Genomic DNA, 26,361 nt, shown 5'->3' on the forward strand with positions numbered 1-26,361 from the left:
CGTCCCAGGGGCGCCGGACGTCGACCGACCGCCTCGTGGACGGGGTGGGACAGGGAGACGGTACCCATTGTTCCCGTCCGGAACAAAGGGTTCTGGGCAAAGGTTCCGGGCGTGCGGGCCGGTGCGCCGGGCGGGCCGGCCGCGGAACGCGCACCGCCCCGGCGCGCGGGGGGAACGCGCACCGGGGCGGGGGGTCCGTCAGGGGACCGGAAGCTCGGGGGCCGGACGGTTCGGGGACCGGGCCGCCGAGCGGGTCGCGGTTACTTCAGGTGGAGCATCTGGCCGGGGAAGATGAAGTCGGCCTTCTCGACGATGTCCTTGTTCAGGTCGAACAGCTTCTTCCAGCCGCCCTCGACCTTGTGCTTCGCGGCGATGGTGCTGAGCGTGTCGCCCTTGACCACCTTGTACTCGCCGTCGCCCTTCTTGACCTTGCCACCGGTCGGCGTGGTGACGGTCTTGCTCGCGTCCGGACGCTCGGTGGAGCGGGAGGCGGCCTGGTCGTCAGCAGCGCGGTCGGAGGTGTCGGCCGCGGCCTTGTCCTCCGTCTTGGTGTCCGTGGACGGAGCCGGGCTCGCCGGGGCGGCGGAACCGCCGTACGACGCGCTGGACAGACCCGTGCCGCAGACCGGCCAGGCGCCCTTGCCCTGGGCGGAGAGCACCTTCTCGGCGACGGTGATCTGCTGTGCCTTGCTCGCCTTGTCGGCGGTGGCGGCGTACTGCGTGCCGCCGTACGCGGCCCAGGTGGAGGCGGAGAACTGGAGCCCGCCGTAGTAACCGTTGCCGGTGTTGATGGACCAGTTGCCGCCCGACTCGCACTGGGCGACGGCGTCCCACTCGGAACCGGTGGCGGCGGAGGCGCTGCCCGACGCCATCACCGGGCCCGCGACGGCCGCGCCGGCGACACCGGCGAGCGCGAGGACACGGACGGTCTTGGACGGGCGACGGTGCTTGCCCTTGCTGGAAAACAGCATGGATCGATCCCCTCACCGACGCCTGCGAGGTGAGCTGTCGGGTTCGGGCCGGTTGAGTTGCCCGGCCACCCCTCCCCGGTACTTCCGGAAGGCGTGGCTCCACCCCAAGCCCGTCCCGGTGTCAGACACCGGTTCGGGCACCTACCTTGGGTCCCCCGCTCCTGCCTACGGCGCTTGACGCGACGGTTGTCCCCGACGGCCGCTGGCAGGATTCGGCGTTGCGGCCACGGGGGCTCGTGGTGACGAGCGGTCCCGACCGTAGACATGCCGCGCGGCGAAATTCAAAGACGATCGGGTCTTCTGAGAGTCATCCCACACTTTCGCCAAATAGGACATATAAGAATATAGCGGGGCGTCAAATGCCGCCGCACGACGTCCTATTCGCCCGGCACTTTCAGGGTCTGACCCGGGTCGACATGGTTCGGGTCGGCGCCGAGGGCCTGCTTGTTCGCGGAGTAGAGAGCCTCCCAGCCGCCGTCCACGTCCAGGGAGTCGGCGATGGAGCCGAGGGTGTCACCGTCGCGGACGGTGTAGGTGCTCGGAGAGGTGGCGTGGCGGCCCGTGCCGGCCGTGTGCTGACCTTCCGTCACGCTCTCGTCGGCGCTGCCGCCGCGGTGACGGCCGCCGCCGAGGTCGCCGGTGTCGACGAGGCTCCAGGAGCCGCCGTCCTCCCACGACTCGTCGTCCTCCGCCGCGGGAGCGCTGGAGGGTGAACCGCCGTCCTGGTACCCGTGACCGGCGGCCGGGGGCGCGGACGCGTCGGAGCGGGAGGCCCCGGTGTCCTTCTTGGCGTCGCCGGCGGTGCCCTTCTCGCTCGCGCTCGAGGACGGCTTGCCGGTCTCCTTGCCGGACGAGCCGGACGAGTCGGACGACGGGGAGGAATTACCCAGTCCGGACGAGCCGGACCCATCGGACGAAGCGCTCGCCTCAGGGGTCTCGCTCGACTTGCCGGCGTCCTTGCCCGGGGCGCCCTGGCCGGCGGACGGGGACTCGCTCACGCCCGTGTCGACGTCCACCGAACCGGAGTTGGAGGTCAGTCCGGCGAGCAGGGCGCAGGTGGCCCAGTGGGTGGTGCCCTGGTCGGCCAGGATCTTCTCGGCCACCGAGATCTGCTGCGAACGGCTGGCTTGATCGGCGCTGGCCGCATACTGCGTGCCGCCGTACTTGTCCCAGTCGTCCTGGGATATCTGGAGGCCGCCGTAGTAACCGTTGCCGGTGTCGGCGCTCCATGAGCCACCGCTCTCGCACTCGGCGACCTTGTCCCAGGTGGTGCCGTCGGCCGCGTTGGCGCTCGCCGCCCCGAGGAGCGGGATGGCGATGGCGGACGTGGTCACGCCGGCCGCGACGAGGAGCGCCGGAGCCTGGCGGGGGCGACGGTGCCTACCGTTCCCGGAGAGCATGCAGTTGCCTTTCGTGCGACAGCAGTACGGCGTGGCGAGTGGTGCTCGGCGCCACGCTGATGGGTGAACGTAGCGTCAGACGAACACTTGTCACAAGTTCATGCCGCAGAGATCACGTGAAGATCACATAGTTGAACGTCCGTCATATGTGTTTTCACGACTGGGACCGACCGGTGTGAACTCCACCGGCAGTGTGCGCAGCCCACGCATGATCAGCCCGCCGCGCCAGCGGAGTTCTGCCGGATCTGCCGCCAGGGCGAGGTCCGGCAGCCGGGTGAGCAGGGTGGCCAGCGCGGTCTGCCCCTCCAGCCGGGCGAGCGGCGCGCCCACGCAGTAGTGGATGCCGTGTCCGTATCCCAGGTGCTGGTTGTCGCGGCGGCCGAGGTCCAGCAGGTCCGGGTCGGCGAACCGCTCCGGGTCCCGGTCCGCCGCCGCCAGGACCACCAGCACCGGGTCGCCGGCCGCGATGTCCTGGCCGCCGATGCTGAGCGGCTCGGTGGCATAACGCCAGGTCGCGAGCTCCACCGGCCCGTCGTAGCGCAGCAGTTCCTCCACCCCGGTCTGGAGCAGACCGGTCTCCCCCGCCGCCAGCGAGAGTTCGAGCCTGCGGCGCTCCCCGGGGTGGGTGAGCAGCGCGTAGGTGCCGTTGCCGATGAGGTTGACGGTGGTCTCGAAGCCCGCGAAGAGCAGGATGAAGGCCATGGCGGCGGCCTCGTTCTCGGTGAGGTGCTCGCCGTGGTCGGAGGCCCGGATGAGCGCCGAGATGAGGTCCTCGCCGGGCGCGGGCTCGGCGGGGAGCGCCTGGCGCTTGCGGTGGATGAGGTCGGCGAGATAGCCCCGCATCTTCTTCACCGAACGCGCCACCCCGCCCCTCGGCCCGCCGCCGTGCCGGATCATCATCCCCGCCCAGTCCCGGAAGTCGTCCTGGTCCTCGCGCGGGACGCCGAGCAGGTCGCAGATGGCGTAGATGGGGAGCGGGAAGGCGAACTCGTGGATGAGATCGGCCGAGCCCTTCCCGGCGAACCGGTCGATGAGCTCGTCCGTCAGCTCCTGCACCCGGCCCGCGAACTCGGCGACCCGGCGCGGGGTGAACGCCTTGCTGACCAGCCGGCGCAGCCGGGTGTGGTCCGGCGGGTCGATGTTCAGCAGGTGGGTCATCAGGTCGGCCTTGCGCTCACCGGGGATACCGGTCTTCCCCTTGGCCTGCGCGGTCTCGGCGTGGTGGGCCGGGTTCTTGCTGAGCCGCTGGTCGGCCAGGGCCTGCTTGGCATCGGCGTACCGGGTGACCAGCCACGCGTCCACCCCGCTGGGCAGCTTGGTCCAGCGCACGGGAGCGTGCTCCCTCAGCCAGGCGTAGGCGGGGTAGGGGTCGGCGGCGAACTCCCAGGTGAAGAGGTCCGGGGCGGGTCCCCGGGCGGGGGCCTCGGCCGGGGCTCCGGGGGTGGGGTCGTCGGGGGTGGGCTGGTGCGGCTGGGTCACTCCCCGACGGTATCCGGCGGGCGGGGGTGGGGGCGGGTCGGCTCCTTTCACCCGGGTCTGCCGGCGGCCGGGGCTCTGTGCCGGCGGGGAAACCCGCGCCGGGGTGGGCCCGCCCGGCTGGGCTACGCGGTGCCGTGGTCCGGGGCGGACACGCCCTCGGCGGTGCGTATCGCGTCCCGGTAGGTGCGCGCGGCCGCTCTCAGGGCCGCTTCCGGGTCGACGCCCGCCTGCTCGGCGCGGGCGGCAAGCTCCAGCAGCTCGTATCCGATGCCGTCGCCCTGGGGCAGCGGCACGTCCAGGCCGGCGGTGCGGACGCGGGAGGCCAGCTTGGCGGCAAGGGCGAGGCCGGGCTGGCCGAGGGGGACGCCCTCGGTGACGGAGCTGCGCTGCTTCTCCTCGGCCTTGGTGCGCAGCCAGTGCGCCTTGACGTCCTCGGGGGTCTCCGCCTCCTCCTCCCCGAAGACATGCGGGTGACGGTGGATCAGCTTGGCGACGATGCCCCCGGCGACGTCGTCGATGGAGAAGGGGGCGTCCGCGTCCTCCTCGGCGATGCGGGAGTGGAAGACGACCTGGAGCAGCACGTCGCCCAGTTCCTCCCGCAGCTCCTCGCGGTCGCCCGCCTCGATGGCCTCGACGAGTTCGTACGCCTCCTCGATGCCGTACTTGGCCAGGCCCTCGTGGGTCTGCCGGGAGGACCAGGGGCACTCGGCGCGGATGCGGTCCATGACCTGGACGAGGTCGAGGAGGCGGGCGCCGGGCAGGTCGTAGGAGGCGGGGAGCAGCTCCAGTTCGGGCATCTGCACCCGGCCGGACCCGGCGAGCCGGGCGAGGCCGTCGGTGAGGGCGGGCTCTCCCTCACCGGTGGCGACGACGACCACCGTGCGGCCGCCCGCGCACGCGTCGACCAGTTCCTCGGCGGTGGGTGACGCCTCCGTCACCGCTGTCCCGGCCTCGCGCAGATACGGCACCTGCGGATGCGCGCCGTCCGCGCACAGCACGGCGTCGGCGGAACGCAGCGCCTGCCAGGCGGGCCAGGACAGCAGACCGGGGGCGACGCGGTGACTGGTGGTGAGCAGGACGATGCGGCCGGGGGCGGATGCGGAGCTGTTTGCGTTCACGATCCGAACGTAACCCAGGACGCGGAAGGACGGGCCGGGTTGTCCACAGGGGTGGAGGAGTCTTGTGATCGTATGACCGACACGCCGTGCGGGGCCGGAAGCCAGCAGGTCACCAGCCCCGCACCGGGCGTATCGCGCTCAGGCGCTCTGCGCCGCCGAGGCGTCCCGCAGCCAGGGCGTACGGGCGTCGACCCGGCTGCTCTTGGCCACGTCCCAGGCGCCGTAGCGGGGGTTCACGTCGATGTGGAGTTCCTTGGACGCCTTGGCGAGGGCGTTCCAGAACGGGGGCTGGCTGGTGTCGGTGCCGAGCTTGGCGGCGAGCTTCTGCGCCTCGATCTGGAGGCCGAGGTTGTCGTCGAGCCGCTCGGGGGCGATGCCGTACTTCTGGAGCCAGGCGGACTGGAGCTGCTTGGCCCCGCCCGCCTGCTTCTCCAGGTCGGCGTGCATCCGCTGGATCTCCTTGCGGGTGACCGTGACGCCCTGGTCGCGCGCGGCGCGGTGCAGCACCTGGTCGAGGACCATGTTGTGCAGGGTGTCGCGGGTGAGGCTGCCGGTGGAGGCGAGGACCTGCTGGTACTGGGCCTGGTCGGTCACCTCGGCCCGCTGTGCCGCCCGTACCTCGTTCACCCGGCCCTCCAACTGCGACACGGTGATCCGCTGCCCGCCGACGACGGCCGCCGCGCCGGGATGCGCGTCGTTTCCGCAGGCGGTGAGGAGCGGGGCCGCGGCGGCGATCGCGGCGGTGAGGACTAGCGCGGTGCGACGGCGGCGGAGCAAGGGGAACCTCCTGAGGAGATTGTGCGACGGTGCACAAAGTCTTGCGGTGATCGATGTTAGGCAGCCGTACTGCTCCGGCCAACCCATTGGACCAACGATTCACCACGAGTTCGGGCACCGCCGCCGGTGTTTCCCGCGTCGCGTGGTTCTGTCAGCTCCTCGCGTCGATCGCCCGCTCGACGGCGCCCGCGACCTCGCTCCGCAGACCGTCGCCGGTGTGCAGGAGGGACACGTTGCCCCCCCCGGGTGGCCGCCACCGATCAGCACGAAGCCGGTCCTGGCGTACTTCGGGGCCGCCGACCGCGACGACGACCTCGCAGGACCCCTGGAGCATGCTGTTGAGGAAGGGCCGCGCGTTGCCGGCGCTCTGCTCCCCTATCACCTGCTGGTAACTGACCCGCGCGTGCGTCTTGAGAGAGGCGTCCTGCATGCCCTGCCAGACGGTCGCGGCGGGCGTGCCTGCCGTGATGCCCTGCTTGCCGGTGAGCAGGCAGGCGCCGGTCTCGGTGTAGTGCCGCGCACGGATGTCGGGGACGGGCGGCCGTTCGTCACCACCGGACAGGCAAGCGCACACCACCACGACCGCGGCAACGAGAGCCAGAGCACCCGCGGCGATCGCGATCGTGCGCCGGCTGAGAGCACGCAGCCAGGCGACGACAGCGCGGCCGAAGCGGGTGACTCCCGTCTCCTGCTGCCGCGTCAGCGACGGACGCGACTGCGTCACCTGTCGGACCTGCTTGGTCACGGACTACCTGCTCTCCTGCTCGGCACGGGTCCTACGGCTGCTGACACGTATCCACGATGCCGAAACCGGTCGGCACCGTAGCCGACGGCCGTCCGACGCCCAGGAAAGGGGCCGCCATGAAAATCACAAGAGCCACTTATGCAGCAGCAAAACCTGCGTGCGCGAGCCGTACTCACCTCCGGCTGGTGCGCCGCAGAATCCGTACGGCGGGCCACACCAGGAGCGCGGTGACCCCCCAGAGGAACCCCGATATGGCGAGCCACTCGCCGACGCTGGTCTCCGGATCGTCCGCGCCGAAGACCGTGAGCATGAGGGCGAGCAGGCCGAAGCAGCCGCCGAGGGCCCCGAGGAGGACCATCGCCGCCATCTGGCCCCCGGTGCGCCGGGGCCGGTCGGCCAGGACGGTGCCGGTGGCGGGAGGGGCCGCCGTGGGGCGTGCGGACGTGGTGGTGCTGGACGCCGGTGCCCTGTCCAGGCGCGGCGGATGCGGCCGGGGCGGCAGCGGCACCACCGCGTGCGGCGGTACCGCGGCGTCGATGACCGCCATGGTGCTCGGCTCGACGCCGTACACCGCGGGCTCCACGTCGACGGTGAGGCCGTCTGCGCCGATGAGGCGACGGCCACCGTCGGGCCAGCTCAGCATGGCGGCACAGGAGCGGTAGAGGACGGTCGCCACCCGCGTGCCGTCGGGTCCGGGGGACGATCGTTCGGTGAGGCTGACGCCGTCGTCCCCCACGGTCAGCTCGGCGTCGCCCGCGCGTCCGGTGATGAAGCGCGGGCCGGTGACCGTACGGTCCGAGGCGGTCGGGGCCGCCGTGTACCCGGCCCAGTCCGCCGAGTGTCCGGAGGGCACTTGCAGGAGGGCCGTACCGGCGGCCTCCAAGGCCACCTCGTGCAGGTGGCCGGGCGTCACCGCCCACAGTTGGGAGCGCAATTCAGCGGCGTCACGCCACGGGCGCCCCGCCAGCAGGTCCTCCGCCATACCGGGCAGCCGTCGCGCCGCCGCCTCGGGCGAGGACAGCGCCGCGTCGGCGCGGCCGCGCACCGCGTCCAGGTCGGCCTGGGTGATCCGCCCCGCCTGGAATCCGGCGAGCACGTCGACGAAACCGCCGAGCACGGCGTCCTGCTTGGCGGGCAGCGCGTCCGCGAACGCGGCGAGGACGGTGAATCCGTCCCGGCGGGGCGTGAGGTCGGTCGCGGTCGTGTACGAGTAACCGCCCTCCTGGCGCAGGGCACGGGTCAGTTCGCGCTCCAGAACGCCCGAGTACAGCCAGGCGGCGGGCGTGTCGGCGACGACAGCGTCCAGCAGAACCCCGCCGGTGCCGTGCGAGAAGTACGCGGGCGTGGTGGGGAGGGCCGAGGTCACCGCGGGCATCGGACGCCGGTCGCCCGCGGGCAGCTTGAGGCAGATGCCGGGCGGGATGCGCTCACCGGCGATCCAGAGCACCGCGTTGTCCGACGTGAACCAGCTCTGCGCCCACTGCCCCACGTCTTGGGCGCTCGCGTTGCGCACACCCCACTCCGGGTAGCTGACCAGGCCGTACCCCTGAGCGCCGTACCGCCACAGCGGGAGCGGACCCGGGTCGCGGCGGGACTCCTCGGTGCGCAGGACCTCCTTCTCCGTCTCCAGCCGGTCCATGGGCAGGTCGGTCAGGGAGGCGCAGACCCCGGTGAGGTAGGCGGCGATCTCGTGCTCGGCGCCCTCCACGTGGAAGTGGGTGAACGCGGCCTTGGTCGCGCCGTTGTAGTGGTAGTCCGCCACACCCTGGCGGTACAGCGCGAGGTGCTCGACGAGATGGGTGAGCCCCGCCCGGCCGAGGGTTTCGTCGGCGATCCCGGCCCGGAAGACGAGCCCGGCGCGCATCGGCCCGGCGACGTACGTGAAGAGGGTGGGTATGCCGTCGACCTCGGTGCGGTGGACGGCGGACTGCGGGTTCATCTACGGCCTCGGTTCGGCGCGGTGGCGGGGGACGTGAGCGCTAGGGCCGTGTCCCGGTGCCGGGTGTAGGCCTCGGCGGGTTCGCCGAGATAGCTCCAGGGGAACTGCGACGCCAGGTTGCCCAGCGCGCGGAAGTGTGCGGCGGCGCGGGCGGTGTCGCCGATCAGCGAGAACAGGGCCGCGAAGCAGCCCGCGACGGTGACCCAGCCCGGCTCGCGCCGGAACTCCGGGTGGAGTACCGACCGCCCTGCGGCCTCGACCAGTTCCGCGTGGACGTGGGACTGCCCCAGATACGCGTGCCGTTCCTCGCCCGCGTCCAGGCCCAGCCAGTGCTCGAGGTGCGCCTCCGCGACCAGGCCCGCGTTCAGGGCGCCTTCGGGGGCGGCGAGCATGCGGTCACGGGCGAAGGAGTGGGCGGCGTCCCAGCTGCCGCTCCACTTGGGACACAGTTGCTGGAGCAGCCGGGACTGAGCCGTGAAGTGGTGGGGATGGGACTTCGCCAGCCGGTCGTAGCGGCGGCGCGCCTCGTTCTGGCCGAGCTGGAGTCCGCGGGCGGTGTTGAGCCGTTCGGCCCAGGCGGGGGCGTAGGACGGGTCGAGGGCGGTGGCACGTATGAGCAGTTGCTCGGCGGTGCGCAGGTGCGCGTGGAAGGTGGCGAACTGCTCTCGGGTCACGCTCTCGGCCCGGGCACCCGTACGGACCTTCCAGCCGATCTGGACCTCCCGGGCGCCGAGGAGGGTCAACGCGAACACGTCGTCGGGGGCGGCCGCCACCAGATCGCGCAGGACCTGCTCGACGCCCTCCGTCCCGGCCACCGTGCTGAAGACCTGGGACGTGTCGCTCCCCCGCGGCAGCCCGGCGAGGTACTGGCGCACCGCCGTCCAGTCCCACGCGGCCACCGCCTGCCGCAGCCAGGCGACTTCGGGGTAGGCGGACGTGATCTCGAAGTCCGGGGGCGGGAGCGGGGAGGCGAGCGACATGCGCGGATCTTAAGTGAGGGGTCGGACAACCAGGTTCGCGTCAGCGGGCGGCACGGGCCGGCGGCGCCGGGCGGCCCTCCTTGTCCCATCCGATGAAGGTGTTGGTACGGGCGTGGACGAACGCCTTGACCGGGTCGCCGGAGTAGCTCCACGGCACGCTGCCGACGTAGGCGCCCACGGCTCGGAACTGCTCGACGCCCTCGGCGAACCGCTCGGTGCGGAACAGCGCGTGGGCCAACAGGTGGCGGACGGTCGGGAGGCGGTGGTGGCCGGCCGGTACCTGGCCGACCGCGTCCAGGGTGGCGTCGATGGCCGTGGTCATGAACGGCTTCTGGTAGACGGACAGGTCGTTCACCCGGAACTGGTGCTCGAACGCGGCGTACAGGCGCAGTACCGGGAGCAGGCTGCCCCGGGGCGCGGAGGCGACGGCCTCTTCGGCGAAGGTGAACATCAGCTCGTCGGAGCCGCGCCACTTGGCGCACCAGTACTGGAGGGCCGACACGTGGGCGCCGAAGTGGTGCGGGTCCCGTGCTGTGATCTCGGCCCACAGTGCCCGGAAGTGGTCGTGCGGCCAGCCCAGACCCAGGGCGATGGTGATCTGGGCGACCCAGGGGGTGGGGTCGTCGGGCGCCATCCGGGCCGCCTCCTCGCACGCGGGGAGCGCCTGTGCGAGCAACTGGTGGAAGGAGTCGAACTGTTCGGCCGTGGTGTGCTTCGCGCTCTTCGCCCCGCGGGCCTCGCCGGCGAATGCCACCAGCGCGTCGGCGTGGACGAGGGCGGCGGCGGGGTCGTGCGGATACTCCCTGCGCCACTCCAGCAGCCAACTGTCGTCCTTTACGGCCGCGTGCCCGAGGATGCCGAGCCGGTACCACCGCAGATCCCAGTCCCGCCCGGCCCCCGCCAGGTAGTCGGCCGCGACCCGCCAGTCCCCGGCAACAGCCGCCGCGGCAACAGCGTCCGCCTCCGGATCGGGCCCGGCATACCGCGCATCAAGCTGATCCCCCGGCACGAGCCCGAACTCAGCGGGATCAATGACGACCCGCTTCGCCCTGCCCCGCTGCTCGGCCCGCTGGGCCCGTGCCTTACGGGCGTTCCGGGGGATGGTGACGGCGGCGTAACCGAGGGCGCTTACGCCGGCTATGGCTATGAAGGGGTTCACGAGCGCTCAGGCTACGACTCCGTGATCACTTCCTGCGCCTCAGTGATCCCTTCATTCACTCCTCTTACCGATTCGATATGCGGCGGTTACCTGTCACCACCACACGCCACATAGACGTCAGAGCCCCCATCACGAGTCGCAGCGGGGGCTCTGATGTCCGATGGCGTGGCCGTCAGCGTTGCCGTCAGGTGGCCTTGGGCGCTTGGCCGGCAGAGGCATCAGCCGAATCGTTCGACCGCCAGGTCAAGCCATTTCCGTCCCACTACGGCAGACCGTTCCCGCAGTTCCGTTCTCTGCACATCTCCGCTCCCAGCAACTGTTGACAAGTCAGCAATGTCCCGCCGCTGAATGTCATCCTCTTCGTCCAACAACCGCGCGTTGCACCGACGCTCGAGCCGGAAAGAGGAATTACGGAGTGTTGATGAACAGTCACGCAGGACTCCGGCCCCCAGTCCCGCAGGAGCACCCAACGCCGTATATAGGGCGACAGCTCCCTGATACGCGAATGCACGAGCCCCGGTGACGTCGTCACCAAGAGCGAGCTCTCGCTTCGCAGCAATCCCTTTTCGCTTTTCACGGAATTGTTCAGACGTAAACTTCTCGTGCGGATCGGTGAACCAGGAAGCCCATGAGGACAGACTGGCGCTCGGCAACTTCACGCGACCGAGTTCCAGGCCCTGGTCGGTCGTGAACACCAGTGCCAGCGCGGTGAGTACGACAACGGCGACAGAGCGACGCAGACGTTGAGCACGCCGTGCGGACCTAGGTCTACTGAGTGGCCTGGTAGGCACGGGTGCGACTTCAGCGATCAGTAAGCGACAGATAAGCCCACTAATCTTGCCGTTGTGAACACCCTGCGGACAGGCGCGAGGGGTGATCTTGCGAAGTCCTTGAATGGCCCTTGCTCAACCAGACCGGTTTGTCGATAAAAACTCCTTTGCTGCTTGTGAACGTCTTTGCCGTCACATGATCGAGTGCAGGCCAAACCAACACACGAATGAGCCTGTGGTGATGACGAACGGTCCTAGCGGGCCCGGAAGCGGGACGGGGCGTTGGTGGGGTTGCCGCCCGTGGGGAGTTTCTGGGCGGGGCAGGAGGTGAGGATCTTCTTCATCGCGGACTTCTCGGCCGAGGTGACCCAGAGGTCGTACTTCCTCTTCACGGCGACCTGGGCGGCGACGTAGGTGCAGCGGTACTTCTTCTGCGGGGGGACCCAGCTAGCGGTGTCGCCGTCGCCCTTGCCGCGGTTGGTGCTCGCGTCGACCGCGATGAGGTTCAGCGGGTCGTTGGCGAGGGCTATGCGCTTGCTGCTGTCCCAGTACTTGGCGCCCTTCTGCCAGGCGTCCGAGAGGGCGACGACATGGTCGATGTCGACCAGGCTGCGGCCGCGCCGGTAGGTGACCGTCTTGCCGGAGTACGGGTCGGGCTCCAGTACGCCGAAGGTGACCTTGCACTTGCCTCCACTGAACTTCACCTCCTTCAGGTCGCGTTTGAGGATGTCGTCACGGGTGTCGCAGGAGTTGGAGTCGGTGTCGGCCCAGGCGCTGCCGAAGCGCTCACGGGAGTAACCGGTCTTCGGCGCCCGGCCCTTGACGTCCAGTTGGTCGACGGCATTCAGGGCGGCGCCCCTGGCACCCGTCGGTTCCGCGCCGGACGAGCCGTTGACTTCTTCGGCCTTGCAGCCCGTCACGGCGGTCATCACGGCCATGGCGGTGACAGCCCCGCCCCACAGACGCTTCACGTGCGTCCCCCTCGTACGCCCTGGTCCGTCCGCGGACGCGGGCGGAGAGATCCGCCCTCCACCGTAACGGCCACGCCGCGCTTGATGGAGAGGAGCAGAAGGGGTGTACAAGGTTATTCGGGGCCCTGAGCGTCGGCCGGTCCGTGCGCCTTGCTCAGACCTTGCCTATCCCCAGTGTCGATTCGGAAGGCAGCAGGCCGGAGGAGAGGACCGCGACCCAGTGGTCGCCGAGGAGGTCGCCCAGGCGGTCGGCGTCCGCCCGGCCGAGGGACTGCCACGGGGCGGCGGCCAGGCGGTCGGTGTGCTCCTCGACGCGGCGGCGCAGGGCGCGGCCCTCCCGCGTGGCCGTACCGTCCGGCTCCAACAGGCCGCGTGCCGACAGGCGTTCGCGGGCGGCCGCCCATTCCTCGCGGCTCCAGCCCCGGCTTTCGAAGCGCTCCACGGACGCGGCGCCTATCGCCGCGAAGGACACCAGGGATTCCACGGGATCGAGTCCGGCGACGAGCAGGGCGGCCAGGTGGCCGTCGCCGCGGTGCTCCCGCAGGATCGTGGCCGCGTGCCACAGCTGGAGGTGCGGGGCCTCGGGCCACGGGAGTTCGACGTTGGCCGCCGCGAGGGGGCGGCCCTCGGCGCCGGCCGACTCCGCCGCACGGCGGGCCAGGGCGGCGGCTTCGGCCAGACTCGGCCCTTCGACAGCGGCGCCGAGTATGGCGCGGTAGGCGCGGTCGATGCCCCGCAGACGGGCCGCCAGCACTTCCCGGGGCCCGGCGATGCCCCACGCCCCCTCCATGTGCCGGGCGACCATGCGCGGGCTGAAGCTGTAGAAGGCGGAGGCCACACGCTCGGCGCCAGCCTCTCCCAAGGGAGCGGCGCGCAAAGGGAAATACGTGGGCCAGCGGTCCTCGGTGCCGTACCCGAGGGCGGCCATCTCCTCTTCCACCTCGGGTGCGTAGTAGAGCAGAGCGTGGAACGGCTCCAGCAGGTGCCAGAGCTGGCGTACGCGGGCCGTCTCCACCGCTTCCAGTGTCTTCCCGGACATGCCGGTCTCCTCCCCCGGACGCGACCGTCGGCCGGCCGCCTTCGACTTGACACTGACTAGATTGCCGGAGCCGAAAGAACTTGTCAATGACTAGATTCCGCGTATTCTGGTGCCATGAGCCCCTCGAACTCCACGTCCACCGACCGGCGGACGTACCACCACGGCGACCTGCGGCGGGCCGTGCTGTCCGCCGCGCTCGACGTCATCGCCGCCGAAGGACCCGGCGCGCTGAGCCTGCGCGACCTCGCCCGCCGCGCCGGGGTCTCGCACGCGGCGCCCGCGCACCATTTCAAGGACCGCACCGGACTGCTCACCGCGATAGCCGCCGAGGGGTTCGGCCTGCTCGCGGACGCCCTGCGGGAGGCTCCCGGCCTGCGCGAGGCCGGTGTGCGGTACGTCCGCTTCGCCCGCGAACACCCCGCGCACTTCCAGGTGATGTTCAGCCCGGAGCTGCTGCGCGCCGAGGACCTGGAACTGACCACGGCCCGCGCCCTGGCCGGTGACGCGCTGACCCAGGCCGTCACCACCGTCGACCCCGGCGAGCGGGGCCCCGACGCCCGGCTGGCCGGGATGGCCGCGTGGTCGCTGGCCCACGGCTACGCCACGCTGCTCCTAGGCCACAACCTCGACCACCAGCTGGGAAAGGAGGACCCCGAGGACACGTTCCGCGCCCTCACCGCGATGCTGTTCCACTCGGCGGCCGACTGACAGCGGGCCCGGCTCCGGGCAGCCCCGGCAGCAGTCAGACATCCGAGAGGGCCGGGAGAACCACCGCTCCCCCAGCCCTCTCGACCAGTCCGTGCCCTCTGGAGCCAACCGCCTCAGGAGCCCAGGATCGACGCCAGGAACTCCCCGACCCAGCCCAGGAGTTCCCGGCCCACCAGCGGCTTGCCGCCGACCTTGGCCGTCTTGGGACGCGGCACCAGCACCTGGTGCGCGGTCGGCTTGATGACCGAGCCCGGGTACAGCCGCTTCAGCCGCAGCTCCTGCGACTCGCGCAACTCCACCGGCGCGAAGCGGATGTTGGGGCCCTGGAGGACGATCTCGCCAACCCCGCAGGCCCGCGCGAGCATGCGCAGACCGGCGACGAGCAGCAGGTTCTCCACCGGCTCGGGCAGCTTGCCGTAGCGGTCGGTGAGTTCCTCGCGGACGGCCTTGATGTCCTCCTCCGAGTTGGCGGAGGCGATGGAACGGTACGCCTGGAGGCGCAGCCGCTCGCCCGGCGCGTAATCGTGGGGCACGTGCGCGTCGACCGGCAGCTCGATCTTGACCTCGAGCGGCGCTTCCTCCTCGATCTCGCCGGTCTTCAGCTGGCGCCGGTAGTCGGCCACGGCCTCGCCCACCATGCGCATGTAGAGGTCGAAGCCGACCCCCGCGATGTGGCCGGACTGCTCGCCGCCGAGCAGGTTGCCCGCGCCGCGGATCTCCAGGTCCTTCATGGCGACATACATGCCGGCGCCCATCTCGGTGTGCTGGGCGATGGTGGCGAGCCGTTCGTGCGCGGTCTCGGTGAGCGGCTTCTCCGGCGGGTACAGGAAGTAGGCGTACCCGCGTTCGCGGCCGCGGCCGACACGGCCGCGCAGCTGGTGCAGCTGGGAGAGGCCGAAGTTGTCGCCGCGCTCCACGATCAGGGTGTTGGCGTTGGAGATGTCGATGCCGGACTCCACGATCGTGGTGGAGACCAGGACGTCGAACTTCTTCTCCCAGAAGTCCACCACGACCTGTTCCAGGGCCTGTTCGGACATCTGGCCGTGGGCCGTGGCGATGCGCGCCTCGGGGACGATCTCGCGGAGCTTGGCGGCCGCGCGGTCGATGGACTCGACCCGGTTGTGGATGTAGAAGACCTGGCCCTCGCGGAGCAGTTCGCGGCGGATGGCGGCGCCGATCTGCCGCTCCTCGTAGGGGCCGACGAAGGTGAGGACCGGGTGGCGCTCCTCGGGCGGGGTGGTGATGGTGGACATCTCGCGGATGCCGGTGACCGCCATCTCCAGGGTGCGTGGGATGGGCGTGGCGGACATGGTGAGGACGTCGACGTTGGCGCGCAGCTTCTTGAGCTGTTCCTTGTGCTCGACGCCGAAGCGCTGTTCCTCGTCGACGATGACCAGGCCGAGGTCCTTGAACTTGGTCTCGGAGGAGAACAGCCGGTGGGTGCCGATGACGATGTCCACCGAGCCCTCCCCGAGCCCTTCCAGGACGGCCTTGGCCTCGGTCTCGGTCTGGAAGCGGGACAGGGCGCGCACATTGACCGGGAACTGGGAGTACCGCTCGGAGAACGTACCGAAGTGCTGCTGCACCAGCAGGGTGGTGGGCACCAGGACGGCGACCTGCTTGCCGTCCTGGACGGCCTTGAAGGCGGCGCGGACGGCGATCTCGGTCTTGCCGTAGCCGACGTCGCCGCAGATCAGGCGGTCCATGGGGACGGACTTCTCCATGTCCTCCTTGACCTCGGCGATGGTGGTGAGCTGGTCCGGGGTCTCCGCGTACGGGAAGGCGTCCTCCAGCTCGCGCTGCCAGGGGGTGTCGCCGCCGAAGGCGTGGCCGGGGGCGGCCATGCGGGCGCTGTAGAGCCGGATCAGGTCGGCGGCGATCTCCTTGACCGCCTTCTTGGCGCGTGCCTTGGTCTTCGTCCAGTCGGCGCCGCCCAGGCGGTGCAGGGTGGGGGCCTCGCCGCCGACGTACTTGGTGATCTGCTCCAGCTGGTCGGTGGGGATGTACAGCCGGTCACCGGGCTGGCCGCGCTTGGCGGGGGCGTACTCGACGACCAGGTACTCGCGGGTGGCGCCCTGGACGGTGCGCTGGACCATCTCGATGTAGCGGCCCACGCCGTGCTGCTCGTGGACGATGTAGTCGCCCGATTCGAGGGTGAGCGGGTCGATGGCCTTGCGGCGGCGGACGGGCATGCGGGTGCCCTCGCGGCCGGCGGACTTCTGCCCGGTCAGGTCCGTCTCGGTGAGGACGGCCAGCTTGAGCGCCGGGTCCACGAAACCGTGGTCGATCGAGCCGCAGGAGACGTGGACGACGGACGGGCTCAGCTCGTCGAGGTCGGCGTCCAGCCGGGCCGCGATGCCCTCGCCGCCGAGCACCTCGACGATGCGGGAGGCCGGGCCGTGGCCCTCGGTGAGGAACACCGTGCGCCAGCCGTCGGAGAGCCAGCCCTTGGTGTCGGCGAGGGCGCGGGCGGTGTCACCGCGGTAGGTCTCGGGGGCGCGCATGCCGAGCTTGAGGGTGTCGCCGCCCAGCTCCTCGTCGGCGGCGAACGGCGAGACGGACCACCACATCATGTCCAGCTCGCGCGCGCGGTCCCGTACGTCCGCGATGGACCACAGGGAGGCCGCGCCGATGTCGATGGGCGCCTCGCCGCCGCCCGCGCTGGCCGCCCAGGACGCCTGGAGGAACTCCTGGGAGGTGGCGACGAGGTCGGAGGCGCGGGTACGGACCCGCTCCGGGTCGCAGACCACGGCCATCGCGTTCTTCGGGAGCACGTCGAGGAGCAGCTCCATGTCGTCCACGAGGACGGGGGCGAGGGACTCCACGCCCTCGACCGCGATGCCCTCGGCGATCTTGCCGAGCAGTTCGCCCAGCTCGGGGTGCTCCTCGGCGAGGGCACGGGCGCGGGCACGTACGTCGTCGGTGAGGAGCAGTTCGCGGCAGGGCGGGGCCCACAGGCCGTGGTCGGCGACCTCCAGGGAGCGCTGGTCGGCCACCTTGAAGTAGCGGATCTCCTCTACCTCGTCGCCCCAGAACTCGATACGCAGGGGGTGTTCCTCGGTGGGCGGGAACACGTCCAGGATGCCGCCGCGTACGGCGAACTCGCCGCGCTTCTCGACCAGCTCCACGCGCGCGTACGCCGCGGCGGCGAGGGCTTCCACGATCTCGTTCAGGTCGGCGGTCTGGCCGGTGCGCAGGGAGACGGGTTCCAGGTCGCCCAGGCCCTTGACCTGCGGCTGGAGTACGGAGCGCACGGGGGCGACGACGACGGAGACGGGGCCGGTCTCGGGGTCGTCGGGGCGGGGGTGGGACAGGCGGCGCAGTACGGCCAGACGGCGGCCGACGGTGTCGCTGCGGGGACTGAGGCGTTCGTGCGGGAGGGTTTCCCAGGAGGGGTACTCCACCACGCCCTCAGGGGGCAGCAGCGAGCGGAGGGCCGCCGCCAGGTCCTCCGCCTCGCGGCCCGTCGCGGTCACGGCGAGCACCGGCCGGGCGGTGTCGCGGGCGAGGGCGGCGATCGCCAGGGGCCGGGCCGCCGGGGGGCCTACGAGGTCGATGTGGGGGCGGTTGCCGTCCGTGGCCGCGGTGATCGCTTCTGCGAGGGCGGGGTCCTTGACGACGGCGTCGAGCAGACCGTGCAGGCTCATGGAGGGGCTTTCCGTCCTGGGGGTGGGAACGCGAATCGCCCGACTCGTCGTACGGGCCGGGGGTCTTCCAGCGTACGACGCTGCGCTACGGCTTGGCGGGGGCTGTGGACAACGTCTGCTTCCTGGGGGCTGTGCTGCAGTCGGCGTACCAGGGGGCTCTGCCCCCTGGACCCCCGATTTCCCACCCAGCCCACCGTCTCTGTTGGCTGAGAGGCGGGCGTCTCGGTCGGTCTCGGTTGGCTGTGAGGCGGACGTCTCGTCGGGTGGGCGGGCACGTTCCCGGAGCTGCCCGGACACACACGCCACCCCGGACACGCCGGTGCCGGGAGCTCCCGAGCTCCCGGCACCGGCCCCCGCCACTCCCCCCTACTCCGTGGCGATGGCGCTCAGCACATTCATCCGCCCCGCCCTGAACGCCGGGATCAGAGCCGCGAACAGGCCCACGAAGGCGGAGGCGACGAAGACGGTGATGATCGTCGGCCAGGGAATGTCCAGGACCTTCAGCCCCTGGAGGGCGAGCAGCTTCTGGGCGGTGGCGCCCCAGCCCATGCCCAGGCCCAGGCCGAGCAGCGCGCCGAAGAGGGCGATCACCACCGACTCCAGGCGGATCATGCGGCGGAGCTGGCGGCGGGAGAGGCCGATGGCTCGCATGAGGCCGATCTCGCGGGTGCGTTCCACCACCGAGAGGGCGAGGGTGTTCACGACGCCGAGGACGGCGACGATGATGGCCAGGGCCAGCAGGCCGTAGATCAGGTTGAGGAGCTGGCCGATCTGGTCCTTCAGGGCCTGCTTGTAGTCGGTCTGGTCGCGGACGGTGTACTGCGGGTAGTCGTGCAGGGACGCCTTCAGCGCCTTGTACGCGGCGTCCTGCTGACCTTCCTTGGCGGTGGCGAAGAGGAGCAGGTCGAGCGGCATCCTGTCGGCCGGTACGTACTTCTTCGCGGTGGCGATGGAGACGTACATGGCGCCCTTGTCGACCACGACCTCGTCACTGGTGATCGCGCGGACCGTCAGCTCCGCGGTGCGGCCGCCCTTGAAGGCGACGTCGACCCGGGAGCCCAGCTTGATGCCGTGGTCCTTGGCGAAGCCGGCGAAGACGGACATGGAGTCGGCGCCGTAGGCGTCGGCGAGGTCGCCCTGGACGGTCTTGGTGCGCAGGTCCTCGGCGTAGCTGGGGTCGGCGGCGTTGAGGGACTCGTTCTTGGAGACCTTGCCGTCCGGCGTGGTCATGGTCACCGGGAGAACCTTGTACTCGGTGACCCGCTGCAGGCCCGGCGTGCCCTTGAGGGCGTCGACGGCCTGCGGGGTGATGACGGAGCCGTTGTCGTTCTGGACGATGAAGTCCGCGCCCACCGTCTTGTCGAGCTGGTCGGTGGCGGAGGCCACCATGGACGAGCCGACCACGGACAGGCAGGCCACCAGGGCGAGGCCGATCATCAGGGCGGCGCCGGTCGCGCCGGTGCGGCGCGGGTTGCGCAGCGCGTTGCGCTCGGCCATGCGGCCGACGGGGCCGAAGACCCTGAGGACGATCGCGCCGAGGACACGGACCACGCCGGAGGCGAGCAGCGGGCCGATCACGACGAAGCCGATCAGGGAGAGCACGATGCCGAGGCCCAGCCAGGCCGAGCCGGTCGTGGCGTGGTCACTGGCGGCGGCCGCGGCCAGGCTCGCGGCGCCGGCGCCGGTGAGGACCAGGCCGATGACCGCGCGGATCACGCCGGCCCGGGCGTCGGCCGGGGCCCCGGCGTCGCGCAGGGCGGCCATCGGGGAGATCTTGCCCGCGCGGCGGGCCGGCAGATAGGCGGCGAGGACGGTGACGACGACGCCGAGCACCACACCGGCGACCGGGGTGGTCCAGGCGACCGTCAGGTCGTCCGTGGACAGGTGCATGCCTATCTGGCCCATGAGCTTCATCAGGCCGACGGCGATCCCGACCCCGGCGCCCACGCCGAGCACGGAGCCGACGACGCCGAGCAGCAGGGCCTCGATCAGCACCGACCGGTTGACCTGGCGGCGGGAGGAGCCGATGGCCCGCATCAGGCCGATCTCGCGGGTGCGCTGGGCCACCAGCATCGAGAAGGTGTTGATGATCAGGAAGATGCCGACCAGGAAGGCGATCCCGGCGAAGCCGAGCATCGCGTACCGCATGACGTCGAGGAAGCTCTTCACGTCCTGCTGGTTGGCGTCGGCGACCTCCTTGGCCGTCTGCACCTTGTAGCCGGTGCCGAGCGCGGTGCTCACGTCCCGCTTGAGGCGGGCGTCGGTGACGCCCCGGTCGGCGGTGACGTTGACGTTGGTGAAGACGCCGGTGCGGCCCACCAGGGCCTGCTGGGCGGTCTTGGTGTCCAGGTAGAAGATCGCCGCGCCGGGGTTGGTGACGGTGAAGGTGGCGATGCCGGACACGCGCGCCTGGTGCGTGCCGACAGCGGTGATGACCCCGATGTCGTCGCCGAGCTTCAGCTGGTGCTTCTTCGCGGTGTCGGCGTCGACCATGATCTGGCCGGACCCCCGGGGCGCCGCGCCGGTGGTGATCTTCATGGTGCGGGCGTCGTTGGCGTTCCAGTTGCCGACGATGGTCGGGGCGCCGCTGGTGGGCGACAGCTTCTCCTTGTCGCCGTCGACCACGGTGACCGAGGTGGAGAAGACGGTGCCCTCGGCCGACTTCACGCCCGGTGCCCGCTCGATCTTTCCGACGACCGCGGCGGGAAGCACCGGCGGCTTGCCGGTGTCGGAGGTGGTCTCCCCGGTGTCGGAGGCGCCCTTGGGGCTCACCGTGACGTCGGAGGACGTCACCTGGAAGAGCTTGTCGAAGGTGGTGTTCATGGTGTCGGTGAACACCAGGGTGCCGCAGACGAACGCCACCGAGAGCAGGACCGCGATCGCGGAGAGCGCCATCCGGCCCTTGTGCGCGAGGAAGTTGCGCAGCGAGGTCTTCAGGACGGTCATGATGTGCGCCCCCGCGCGTCGAAGTCCTTCATCCGGTCCAGGACCTGCTCGGCCGTGGGCTTGAGCATCTCGTCCACGATCCGGCCGTCGGCCAGGTAGAGCACGCGGTCCGCGTAGGAGGCGGCGACGGGGTCGTGGGTGACCATGACGATGGTCTGGCCCAGCTCGTCCACCGAGCGGCGCAGGAAGCCGAGGACCTCGGCGCCGGCGCGGGAGTCGAGGTTTCCGGTCGGCTCGTCACCGAAGATGATCTCGGGGCGGGCGGCGAGCGCGCGGGCCACGGCGACGCGCTGCTGCTGGCCGCCGGAGAGCTGGGTGGGCCGGTGCCTGAGCCGGTCCTTGAGTCCCACGGTCTCCACGACCCGGTCCAGCCACGCCTTGTCCGGCTTGCGGCCCGCGATGTCCATGGGCAGCGTGATGTTCTCCAGCGCGTTCAGCGTCGGCAGCAGGTTGAACGCCTGGAAGATGAAGCCGATCCGGTCGCGGCGCAGCCGGGTGAGCTTCTTGTCCTTGAGGCCGGTGATCTCGGTCTCGTCCAGGTAGATCTGACCGCTGGTCACGGTGTCCAGACCGGCGAGGCAGTGCATCAGGGTGGACTTGCCGGACCCGGAGGGGCCCATGATCGCGGTGAACTGGCCGCGGGCGATGTCCACGTCGACGTGGTCGAGGGCGACGACGCGGGTCTCCCCGGCCCCGTAGGCCTTCACGACCTGCCGCGCTCGTGCGGCGACGGCCGTAGGCCCTCCAGTACCCCCGTGCCTGGGAATGGTCACAGCCGATGTCACGGTATTTCTCCTATGCGGGTCGATCGCGGGCACCCTGGATCGCGGTGCGATGCGTGGGTTCAGTGGTGCGGGCCGGTACGTCCGTGCGCTACGCCTGAAGTCTGGCCGTGGCGGGGGGTGCCGCACGCTGGTGCGAACCCCCGTTTCCCGGGGGGAAATCCCTACCCCCCGGGGTCCGGCCGACCGCCCCCCTGGCGGCATAAGGACAGACTAAGGACGAGGCACGCCCGCCCTCGTCCTCCGCGGGAACGAACCCTCCCCGAGCCCTTGTACGGAGATACCCCTAGGGGTGCTCCACCGACGGGTGGAGCACTTCTCAGGGTCGTGTCCACCCCCGACCCCGGTCAGCCTCCACCCTTACGCCGCGTCAGGGTCAACCCACCCCCCCTACGGGCACCCCGACATGACCCCGGGTCACCTCGCGGCGGCCCGCCCCGTCAGCTCGGTCAGGCGGTCGCGTACGCGGCTGGTCTGGGCCTGTACGTCGTCCCAGGTGTCGCCGTGTTCGCGCAGGACGCGCTCGGTCTCGCGGGCGGTGCGCTCCGTGTGGAGGCGGGCCCCGGCGAGGATCTCGGCGGCACGCGCGCGTGCCTCGTCCTGGCAGTGCCGCGCCCGCACGGCCGCCTCCTCCAGCGCCCGTCCGGCGGCCGCGAGTCCGGCCTCCGCGCGGGCGGTCCGCTCGGCGAGGCTCGCCTTCGCTGCCGACTCCCGCTCGGCGTCCGCGCGTTCGGCCGCCGCCCGGCGCTCCGCCCGTTCGGTCTCCAGTACGCCGGGCAGCGCGGCGGCATGGGCGCGCGCCTCGCGCAGGACCGCGAGGGCCCGGCCGCGCAGTTCCCGCACCTCGCGCCGGGCGCCCACCCGGATCCGGTCCGCCTCGGCACGCGCCGCGAGCAGCAGCCGCGCGGCCTCCTCCTCGGCCTCGGCGCGCCGTGCCCGCGCCGCCTCCCGCGCGGCCCGTTCGACACCGGCCGCGTCCTGTTCGGCCCGTGCCACCTCGTGCCGGGCCTCCTCGTGGGCCGCCTCGCGCACCGCGCGGGCCTCCTCCCGGAGCAGCCCGAAGGCGTACCGGGCGCGCTCGCCGAGGGTGCCGTACTCCTGCGGGGCCAGCCCCGCGGCCGTCTCCCGCAGGCGCGCGGCCTCGGTCTCCAGCCGCCCGGCCAGCACGGTCAGCCGGGCCGCGCGCTCCCAGGCGGCGTCCCGGTCGCGGGAGAGCGCCGCCAGGTACGCGTCGACCTGGTCGGGACGGTAGCCGCGCGGTGTCCTCGCCGTACCGCTCACCTTCTGACCCCTCTCCGCCGGACCTACCCGACAGGACGATTTCCCGCATATCCTGCCGGTCGGGTCACATCTGTCCATAACGCGACACTCCGCGGACAGGACTTGGCCGGAAGTGGGCAGGAAACGCCAAAGGGCCCTTCACCCGAACCGGTGAAGGGCCCTGTGTGTGAGCGGCGGTGTCCGCTAGAGCAGGCCGTCCCACATCTGCTCCAGCAGCACCGACCACCAGCTCTCCGGCGACGCCAGCGCGGCCGGGTCCAGGGCGGCCAACTGGGCCTGGAAGTCGACGGTCCAGCGGGCCGCCTGCTCCTGGTTCAGGCCGTACCGCAGCCGCCACATCCGGCCCAGCAGGGCCAGGCAGCGGGCGAACTCGGGCAGCCCGGAGTTGACGAACTGCGGCGGCACCGGCGCCCCGCCCGGCCCGCTCTCCACCGGCACGGCCACGATGTTCGCGGTGCCGTACTGCACGCAGATCGCCTTGCCGAAGTCCGTGCCCATCACCAGGTAGGACCCCGCGTCCGAGGCCGGGGCCACCCCGCGCTCGGCCGCCAGCTCGGCCAGCGTCGGCACCGGACGGCCCGGCTGGGCCTGCGCCCAGAAGAACGGGCCCATGTCCAGCGGGAGTCCGGCCACCACCAGGGTGTGCGCGACGACCGGCGGCACACCCTGCCGGGCCACCGCCTGCTGCTCGAACCGGTAGACGCCAGGACCGAACACCGCGGCCAGCTCCTGCGCGACGCCCTCCGGCGGGATCGGCGGCACGGGCGGCACCGGCGGCAGCGGCGCCCGCACCGGCGCGGGCCGCGCGGGACCGTCCGCGACCTGGTGCAGCTCGCCCTGATGGGCCAGCAGCTCCCGCATGCCCTCCTGCCGGCTCGCGTGGTCCGTGCCGTACGGCGCGATGGACGCGATCCGTGCCTGCGGCCACTGCTCCCGGATCATCCGCGCGCAGTACGCGCCCGGCAGTTCACAGGACTCCAGCTCGGTGTGCAGCTCCAGCACCTGGTCCGGCGGCACGTTCATCGCGCGCAGCTCGTGGAAGATCTGCCACTCCGGGTGCGGGGTGCCCGGCGCCGAACGCCGGATGAGCTGCTGCTCCGAGCCGTCGTGGGCGCGGTAGCGCAGCACCGCCTGGTAGCCGGGCCCGACCATGGGCTGCCCCTGCTGCGGAAACCCGTACGCGCCCGGCTGCCCCGGCATCGGCGCGGCCTGCGGAGGCATCGCGCCGGGGGGCGGCATGGCACCGGCCGGGGGCGGCATCGCTCCCGGCGGGGGCATGGCACCGGGCGGCGGCAGGGGCGCGCCCTGCGGCGGCGGACCCGCGTGCGGCATCGGCTGCGGCGCGGGCGGCGGGCCGGGCGGCATACCGGGCACGGGCGGTATCCCGGCCGTCGGCTGGGTGCCGGGGGCGGGGGGCGTGCCGGGGGCGGACGGCGGCGGGGGCACGCCGGGGCCGCCGGGCGACGGCGGGGACAGCACGGTCTCCGCGTGGTGCACGGCACCGGGCGCTCCGGCGGGCCGGGGCGGGGCCGGGGCGTTCGGCGGCTGCGGCGCCCCCTCCGGCCCGGAGGGGCTGTCGAGCGAGGACACCAGCTGCGTCGGTACGTACCCCTCGGCGCCCCCGCCCGGCTGCGCGCCCGGAGTGCCGGGGGCGCCCGGCGGGTGCGGAAGGGCACCCGGACCGCCGCGCGGCTTGCGGGGCGGCGGGGCGGCCTTGCTGGTGGCGGCGTCGGCGATGTCCCCGGCGTGCGGCGGCAGCGGCCGGGCCGGAGCCGGAGGCGTACCGGTGCCCTGGGCAGGCGTCCTGGCGTCGTCCACCGCGGGCGCGACCGCCGTGGGCGGGAGCTGGCTGCCGCCCGACATCAGGGCCGTCTTGGCGTCCGGCGCGGCGGCGGGCGGGGGCGGGGGGCCGTCGTGCACCGGCGGCGCGAACACCGTCGCGGGCAGCGGCACCGAACGGTCCTCGCCGTCGCCGTTGGTGTCCGTACCGGCCCACGGGGTGTCGCCGTCCCGGCGCTCCTCCTCCGTGTCGCCCTTGGCGGCGGGCCAGGCGGCCCCGGTGTCCGGGGCGGCGACGGGGATGCCGGCCTGCGTCCGGGCGAGCCCGGGGGAAGAACCCTGGGCCGGGACCGAGGGCGCACCCTGACCGGACCCGGTGTCAGCACCCGCACGCCGGTCCGGGATGCCCAGCTTGTCCGCCGCCTCCTGCAGCCACTCCGGCGGACTCAGCAGGAACGACGTCTGGTTGAGGTCCACCCGCGCGGCGGGCGGCACCGGCACCGCGTCCTCGACGTCGTCGGGGCGGCCGTACAGCTCCTCGTACCGGCGGACGAGCTCGCCCACCGGCAGCGCGGGCCACAGCGTGGCCTCGCCGCTGTCCCGCGCGATGACCAGCCGCTGGCCGCCCGCGTCGGAACGCGGGCCGTCGGCACGGTCCTCGCCCCACACCACGAACCCGAGGTCGAACTCCCGCACCCGCACCTCCCGGTGCTGGTACGCCGGGACGTCCCCGTTGATCCACTCCTCGCCGCGCTCCTGCGCGCGCGCAAACGTCACCATGACCCGGACCTCACTCCCCCGCCGGCGCCGGCGCCGCGGACACCGGGACGGCGTGCGCGAAGCCGCCGTCCACCATCAGACTCGCCACCGTGTCCAGCTCCGGCGGATCACCGGCCAGCCGGGACAGGAACGCGTCGAAGTCGTCCCCGCAGGGCAGCAGCAGCCGCTCCACGCGCTCCGCCGCCGACCACGACGGGTCGGTGTCCCGTACGTCGTCGTACGCGCAGAACCACACCGAACCGGCCCGCTCGCCCTTCACCTTCACCGCGAGCAGACCGCCCTGGACGAACGCGACGCCCAGGTAGTCCTTGGTCAGGTGGTCGCGCAGGCACTTGTTCACGTACACCAGGTCGTTGACCGCCGCCTCGTCGCGGACCGTGAAGAACGGCTGGTCCAGCAGCAGGCCCAGTTCGGCGTCGAGCGCGGCGCCCACCGGGGCGCAGCCGCCTGCCGCCTTCAGGAACGACCGGTAGGCGCCGGGCAGCCGGTAGCCGAGGTCCTCCTCGACACCCTGCACCTGCGACTCCGTCACCGCGACCCCGGACTTGGGGAGCGCGAAGTGCGCCGGACGCGTCTCGTTCAGCGGACGGGTGCCGCGCTTGGCGTGGTCCACCGCCGCCGTCGCCACCCCGCCGTGGTGCCGCAGCAGCGCCTTCACCTCCACCGGGATCAGCTCGAGCCGCCGGGAGTTCGCCACGTGGTGCCACGTCCAGCCGTGCGGCGTCGCCACCTCCGGCACCGTGTCCCACAGCTCGTGCCCCGACGCCGCGAGCACCGCGTTCGCCGACACGTAGTCCGTGAGCCGTAGTTCGTCGACGCCGAACCCCTCCGGAGGCTCCGCGATCTCGGCCGCCGCGCGCGCGTACGGCGCGAAGTCGGGATGACCGTGCTCGTCGATCCGCACCCCGCGCGGATGGCGGGCCGCCCGCACCGGGTCCGGGAAGTGCACGACCTGCCCGGCATAGGCCGCGTTCGGCGGCGCGGCTTCCTGCCCGAGCCGACCTGTCGTCATGGCGGTTGCCCCCTGCGGCACTCTGTACGAGCCAAGACGCCCCGACCCGTATCCGACTGTCTTCAACGTCACCGACGC

At 71.9% G+C, this 26,361-nt stretch carries 19 protein-coding genes and 1 riboswitch; of the genes, 1 reads left to right on the forward strand and 18 read right to left on the reverse strand.

Annotation, left to right across the window (positions count from 1 at the left end):
* Positions 1-260: 260 nt before the first annotated feature.
* The 12 genes from E5082_RS15070 to E5082_RS15125 all read right to left on the reverse strand — a co-directional run bounded on the left by E5082_RS15070 (position 261) and on the right by E5082_RS15125 (position 13,348).
* A complete protein-coding gene (locus E5082_RS15070; protein ID WP_135791763.1) occupies positions 261-971 on the reverse strand; it encodes a LysM peptidoglycan-binding domain-containing protein in 711 nt (236 codons plus the stop codon).
* Positions 972-975: 4 nt separating this feature from the next.
* Positions 976-1,154: riboswitch (cyclic di-AMP (ydaO/yuaA leader) on the reverse strand.
* Positions 1,155-1,348: 194 nt separating this feature from the next.
* Positions 1,349-2,371, reverse strand: coding sequence for a LysM peptidoglycan-binding domain-containing protein (locus E5082_RS15075; protein ID WP_135791764.1), 1,023 nt, complete (start codon positions 2,369-2,371; stop codon positions 1,349-1,351).
* A gap of 123 nt (positions 2,372-2,494) precedes the next feature.
* A complete protein-coding gene (locus E5082_RS15080) occupies positions 2,495-3,850 on the reverse strand; it encodes a cytochrome P450 family protein (protein WP_135791765.1) in 1,356 nt (451 codons plus the stop codon).
* Between the two features lie 122 nt (positions 3,851-3,972).
* Entirely contained in the window at positions 3,973-4,968 is a 996-nt protein-coding gene (locus E5082_RS15085; protein ID WP_135791766.1) for a nucleoside triphosphate pyrophosphohydrolase, read from the reverse strand.
* A 138-nt stretch (positions 4,969-5,106) separates the two neighbouring features.
* Entirely contained in the window at positions 5,107-5,745 is a 639-nt protein-coding gene (locus E5082_RS15090) for a SurA N-terminal domain-containing protein (RefSeq protein ID WP_167514062.1), read from the reverse strand.
* A gap of 151 nt (positions 5,746-5,896) precedes the next feature.
* Complete coding sequence (locus E5082_RS15095; RefSeq protein WP_135791768.1) at positions 5,897-6,490, reverse strand: hypothetical protein; 594 nt, start codon at positions 6,488-6,490, stop codon at positions 5,897-5,899.
* Between the two features lie 172 nt (positions 6,491-6,662).
* The gene (locus E5082_RS15100) at positions 6,663-8,429 is read right to left on the reverse strand and encodes a peptidase M16 family protein (RefSeq protein WP_135791769.1); all 1,767 of its coding nucleotides are present in this window, start codon (positions 8,427-8,429) and stop codon (positions 6,663-6,665) included.
* On the reverse strand, positions 8,426-9,409 hold the full coding sequence (locus E5082_RS15105) for a DUF4034 domain-containing protein (RefSeq protein WP_135791770.1): 984 nt from the start codon (positions 9,407-9,409) through the stop codon (positions 8,426-8,428). Before E5082_RS15105 ends, E5082_RS15100 begins: the two co-directional genes overlap by 4 nt.
* Before the next feature lie 40 nt (positions 9,410-9,449).
* Positions 9,450-10,568 carry a hypothetical protein gene (locus tag E5082_RS15110; RefSeq protein WP_135791771.1) on the reverse strand — a complete coding sequence of 373 codons (1,119 nt, stop codon included), beginning with the start codon at positions 10,566-10,568 and terminating at the stop codon, positions 9,450-9,452.
* Between the two features lie 218 nt (positions 10,569-10,786).
* Positions 10,787-11,263, reverse strand: a complete 477-nt coding sequence (locus E5082_RS15115) for a hypothetical protein (protein WP_135791772.1) — start codon at positions 11,261-11,263, stop codon at positions 10,787-10,789.
* Between the two features lie 329 nt (positions 11,264-11,592).
* Positions 11,593-12,309: an HNH endonuclease family protein gene (locus tag E5082_RS15120; protein ID WP_229918913.1), complete on the reverse strand. Its 717-nt coding sequence runs from the start codon at positions 12,307-12,309 to the stop codon at positions 11,593-11,595.
* A 154-nt stretch (positions 12,310-12,463) separates the two neighbouring features.
* Positions 12,464-13,348 (reverse strand): SCO6745 family protein, encoded by an 885-nt coding sequence (locus E5082_RS15125; protein ID WP_135791773.1) that lies wholly within the window; start codon positions 13,346-13,348, stop codon positions 12,464-12,466.
* A gap of 114 nt (positions 13,349-13,462) precedes the next feature.
* On the opposite strand from E5082_RS15125, the gene E5082_RS15130 reads away from it, so the two are divergent.
* The gene (locus E5082_RS15130) at positions 13,463-14,056 is read left to right on the forward strand and encodes a TetR/AcrR family transcriptional regulator (RefSeq protein ID WP_135791774.1); all 594 of its coding nucleotides are present in this window, start codon (positions 13,463-13,465) and stop codon (positions 14,054-14,056) included.
* A gap of 113 nt (positions 14,057-14,169) precedes the next feature.
* Here the strand turns inward: E5082_RS15130 and mfd are convergent, their stop codons facing one another.
* The 6 genes from mfd to E5082_RS15160 all read right to left on the reverse strand — a co-directional run bounded on the left by mfd (position 14,170) and on the right by E5082_RS15160 (position 26,283).
* On the reverse strand, positions 14,170-17,703 hold the full coding sequence (mfd, locus tag E5082_RS15135) for a transcription-repair coupling factor (protein WP_135791775.1): 3,534 nt from the start codon (positions 17,701-17,703) through the stop codon (positions 14,170-14,172).
* Positions 17,704-18,069: 366 nt separating this feature from the next.
* Positions 18,070-20,649: an ABC transporter permease gene (locus tag E5082_RS15140; protein WP_135791776.1), complete on the reverse strand. Its 2,580-nt coding sequence runs from the start codon at positions 20,647-20,649 to the stop codon at positions 18,070-18,072.
* On the reverse strand, positions 20,646-21,434 hold the full coding sequence (locus E5082_RS15145; RefSeq protein ID WP_135791777.1) for an ABC transporter ATP-binding protein: 789 nt from the start codon (positions 21,432-21,434) through the stop codon (positions 20,646-20,648). Before E5082_RS15145 ends, E5082_RS15140 begins: the two co-directional genes overlap by 4 nt.
* Positions 21,435-21,848: 414 nt before the next feature.
* The gene (locus tag E5082_RS15150; protein ID WP_135791778.1) at positions 21,849-22,712 is read right to left on the reverse strand and encodes a cellulose-binding protein; all 864 of its coding nucleotides are present in this window, start codon (positions 22,710-22,712) and stop codon (positions 21,849-21,851) included.
* Positions 22,713-22,895: 183 nt separating this feature from the next.
* A complete protein-coding gene (locus E5082_RS15155) occupies positions 22,896-25,271 on the reverse strand; it encodes an SUKH-4 family immunity protein (protein ID WP_135791779.1) in 2,376 nt (791 codons plus the stop codon).
* A gap of 10 nt (positions 25,272-25,281) precedes the next feature.
* The gene (locus E5082_RS15160; protein WP_135791780.1) at positions 25,282-26,283 is read right to left on the reverse strand and encodes an SMI1/KNR4 family protein; all 1,002 of its coding nucleotides are present in this window, start codon (positions 26,281-26,283) and stop codon (positions 25,282-25,284) included.
* Positions 26,284-26,361: the final 78 nt, after the last annotated feature.

It is taken from the genome of Streptomyces griseoluteus (assembly GCF_004784465.1).
Classification (GTDB): Bacteria; Actinomycetota; Actinomycetes; order Streptomycetales; family Streptomycetaceae; genus Streptomyces; species Streptomyces griseoluteus.

Coding starts and splice junctions, on each gene's coding strand:
- E5082_RS15070 (WP_135791763.1), bottom strand. CDS start 971: ATGCTGTTTTCCAGCAAGGGCAAGCACCGTCGCCCGTCCAAGACCGTC.
- E5082_RS15075 (WP_135791764.1), bottom strand. CDS start 2,371: ATGCTCTCCGGGAACGGTAGGCACCGTCGCCCCCGCCAGGCTCCGGCG.
- E5082_RS15100 (WP_135791769.1), bottom strand. CDS start 8,429: ATGAACCCGCAGTCCGCCGTCCACCGCACCGAGGTCGACGGCATACCC.
- E5082_RS15105 (WP_135791770.1), bottom strand. CDS start 9,409: ATGTCGCTCGCCTCCCCGCTCCCGCCCCCGGACTTCGAGATCACGTCC.
- E5082_RS15125 (WP_135791773.1), bottom strand. CDS start 13,348: ATGTCCGGGAAGACACTGGAAGCGGTGGAGACGGCCCGCGTACGCCAG.
- E5082_RS15130 (WP_135791774.1), top strand. CDS start 13,463: ATGAGCCCCTCGAACTCCACGTCCACCGACCGGCGGACGTACCACCAC.
- mfd (WP_135791775.1), bottom strand. CDS start 17,703: ATGAGCCTGCACGGTCTGCTCGACGCCGTCGTCAAGGACCCCGCCCTC.
- E5082_RS15140 (WP_135791776.1), bottom strand. CDS start 20,649: ATGACCGTCCTGAAGACCTCGCTGCGCAACTTCCTCGCGCACAAGGGC.
- E5082_RS15155 (WP_135791779.1), bottom strand. CDS start 25,271: ATGGTGACGTTTGCGCGCGCGCAGGAGCGCGGCGAGGAGTGGATCAAC.
- E5082_RS15160 (WP_135791780.1), bottom strand. CDS start 26,283: ATGACGACAGGTCGGCTCGGGCAGGAAGCCGCGCCGCCGAACGCGGCC.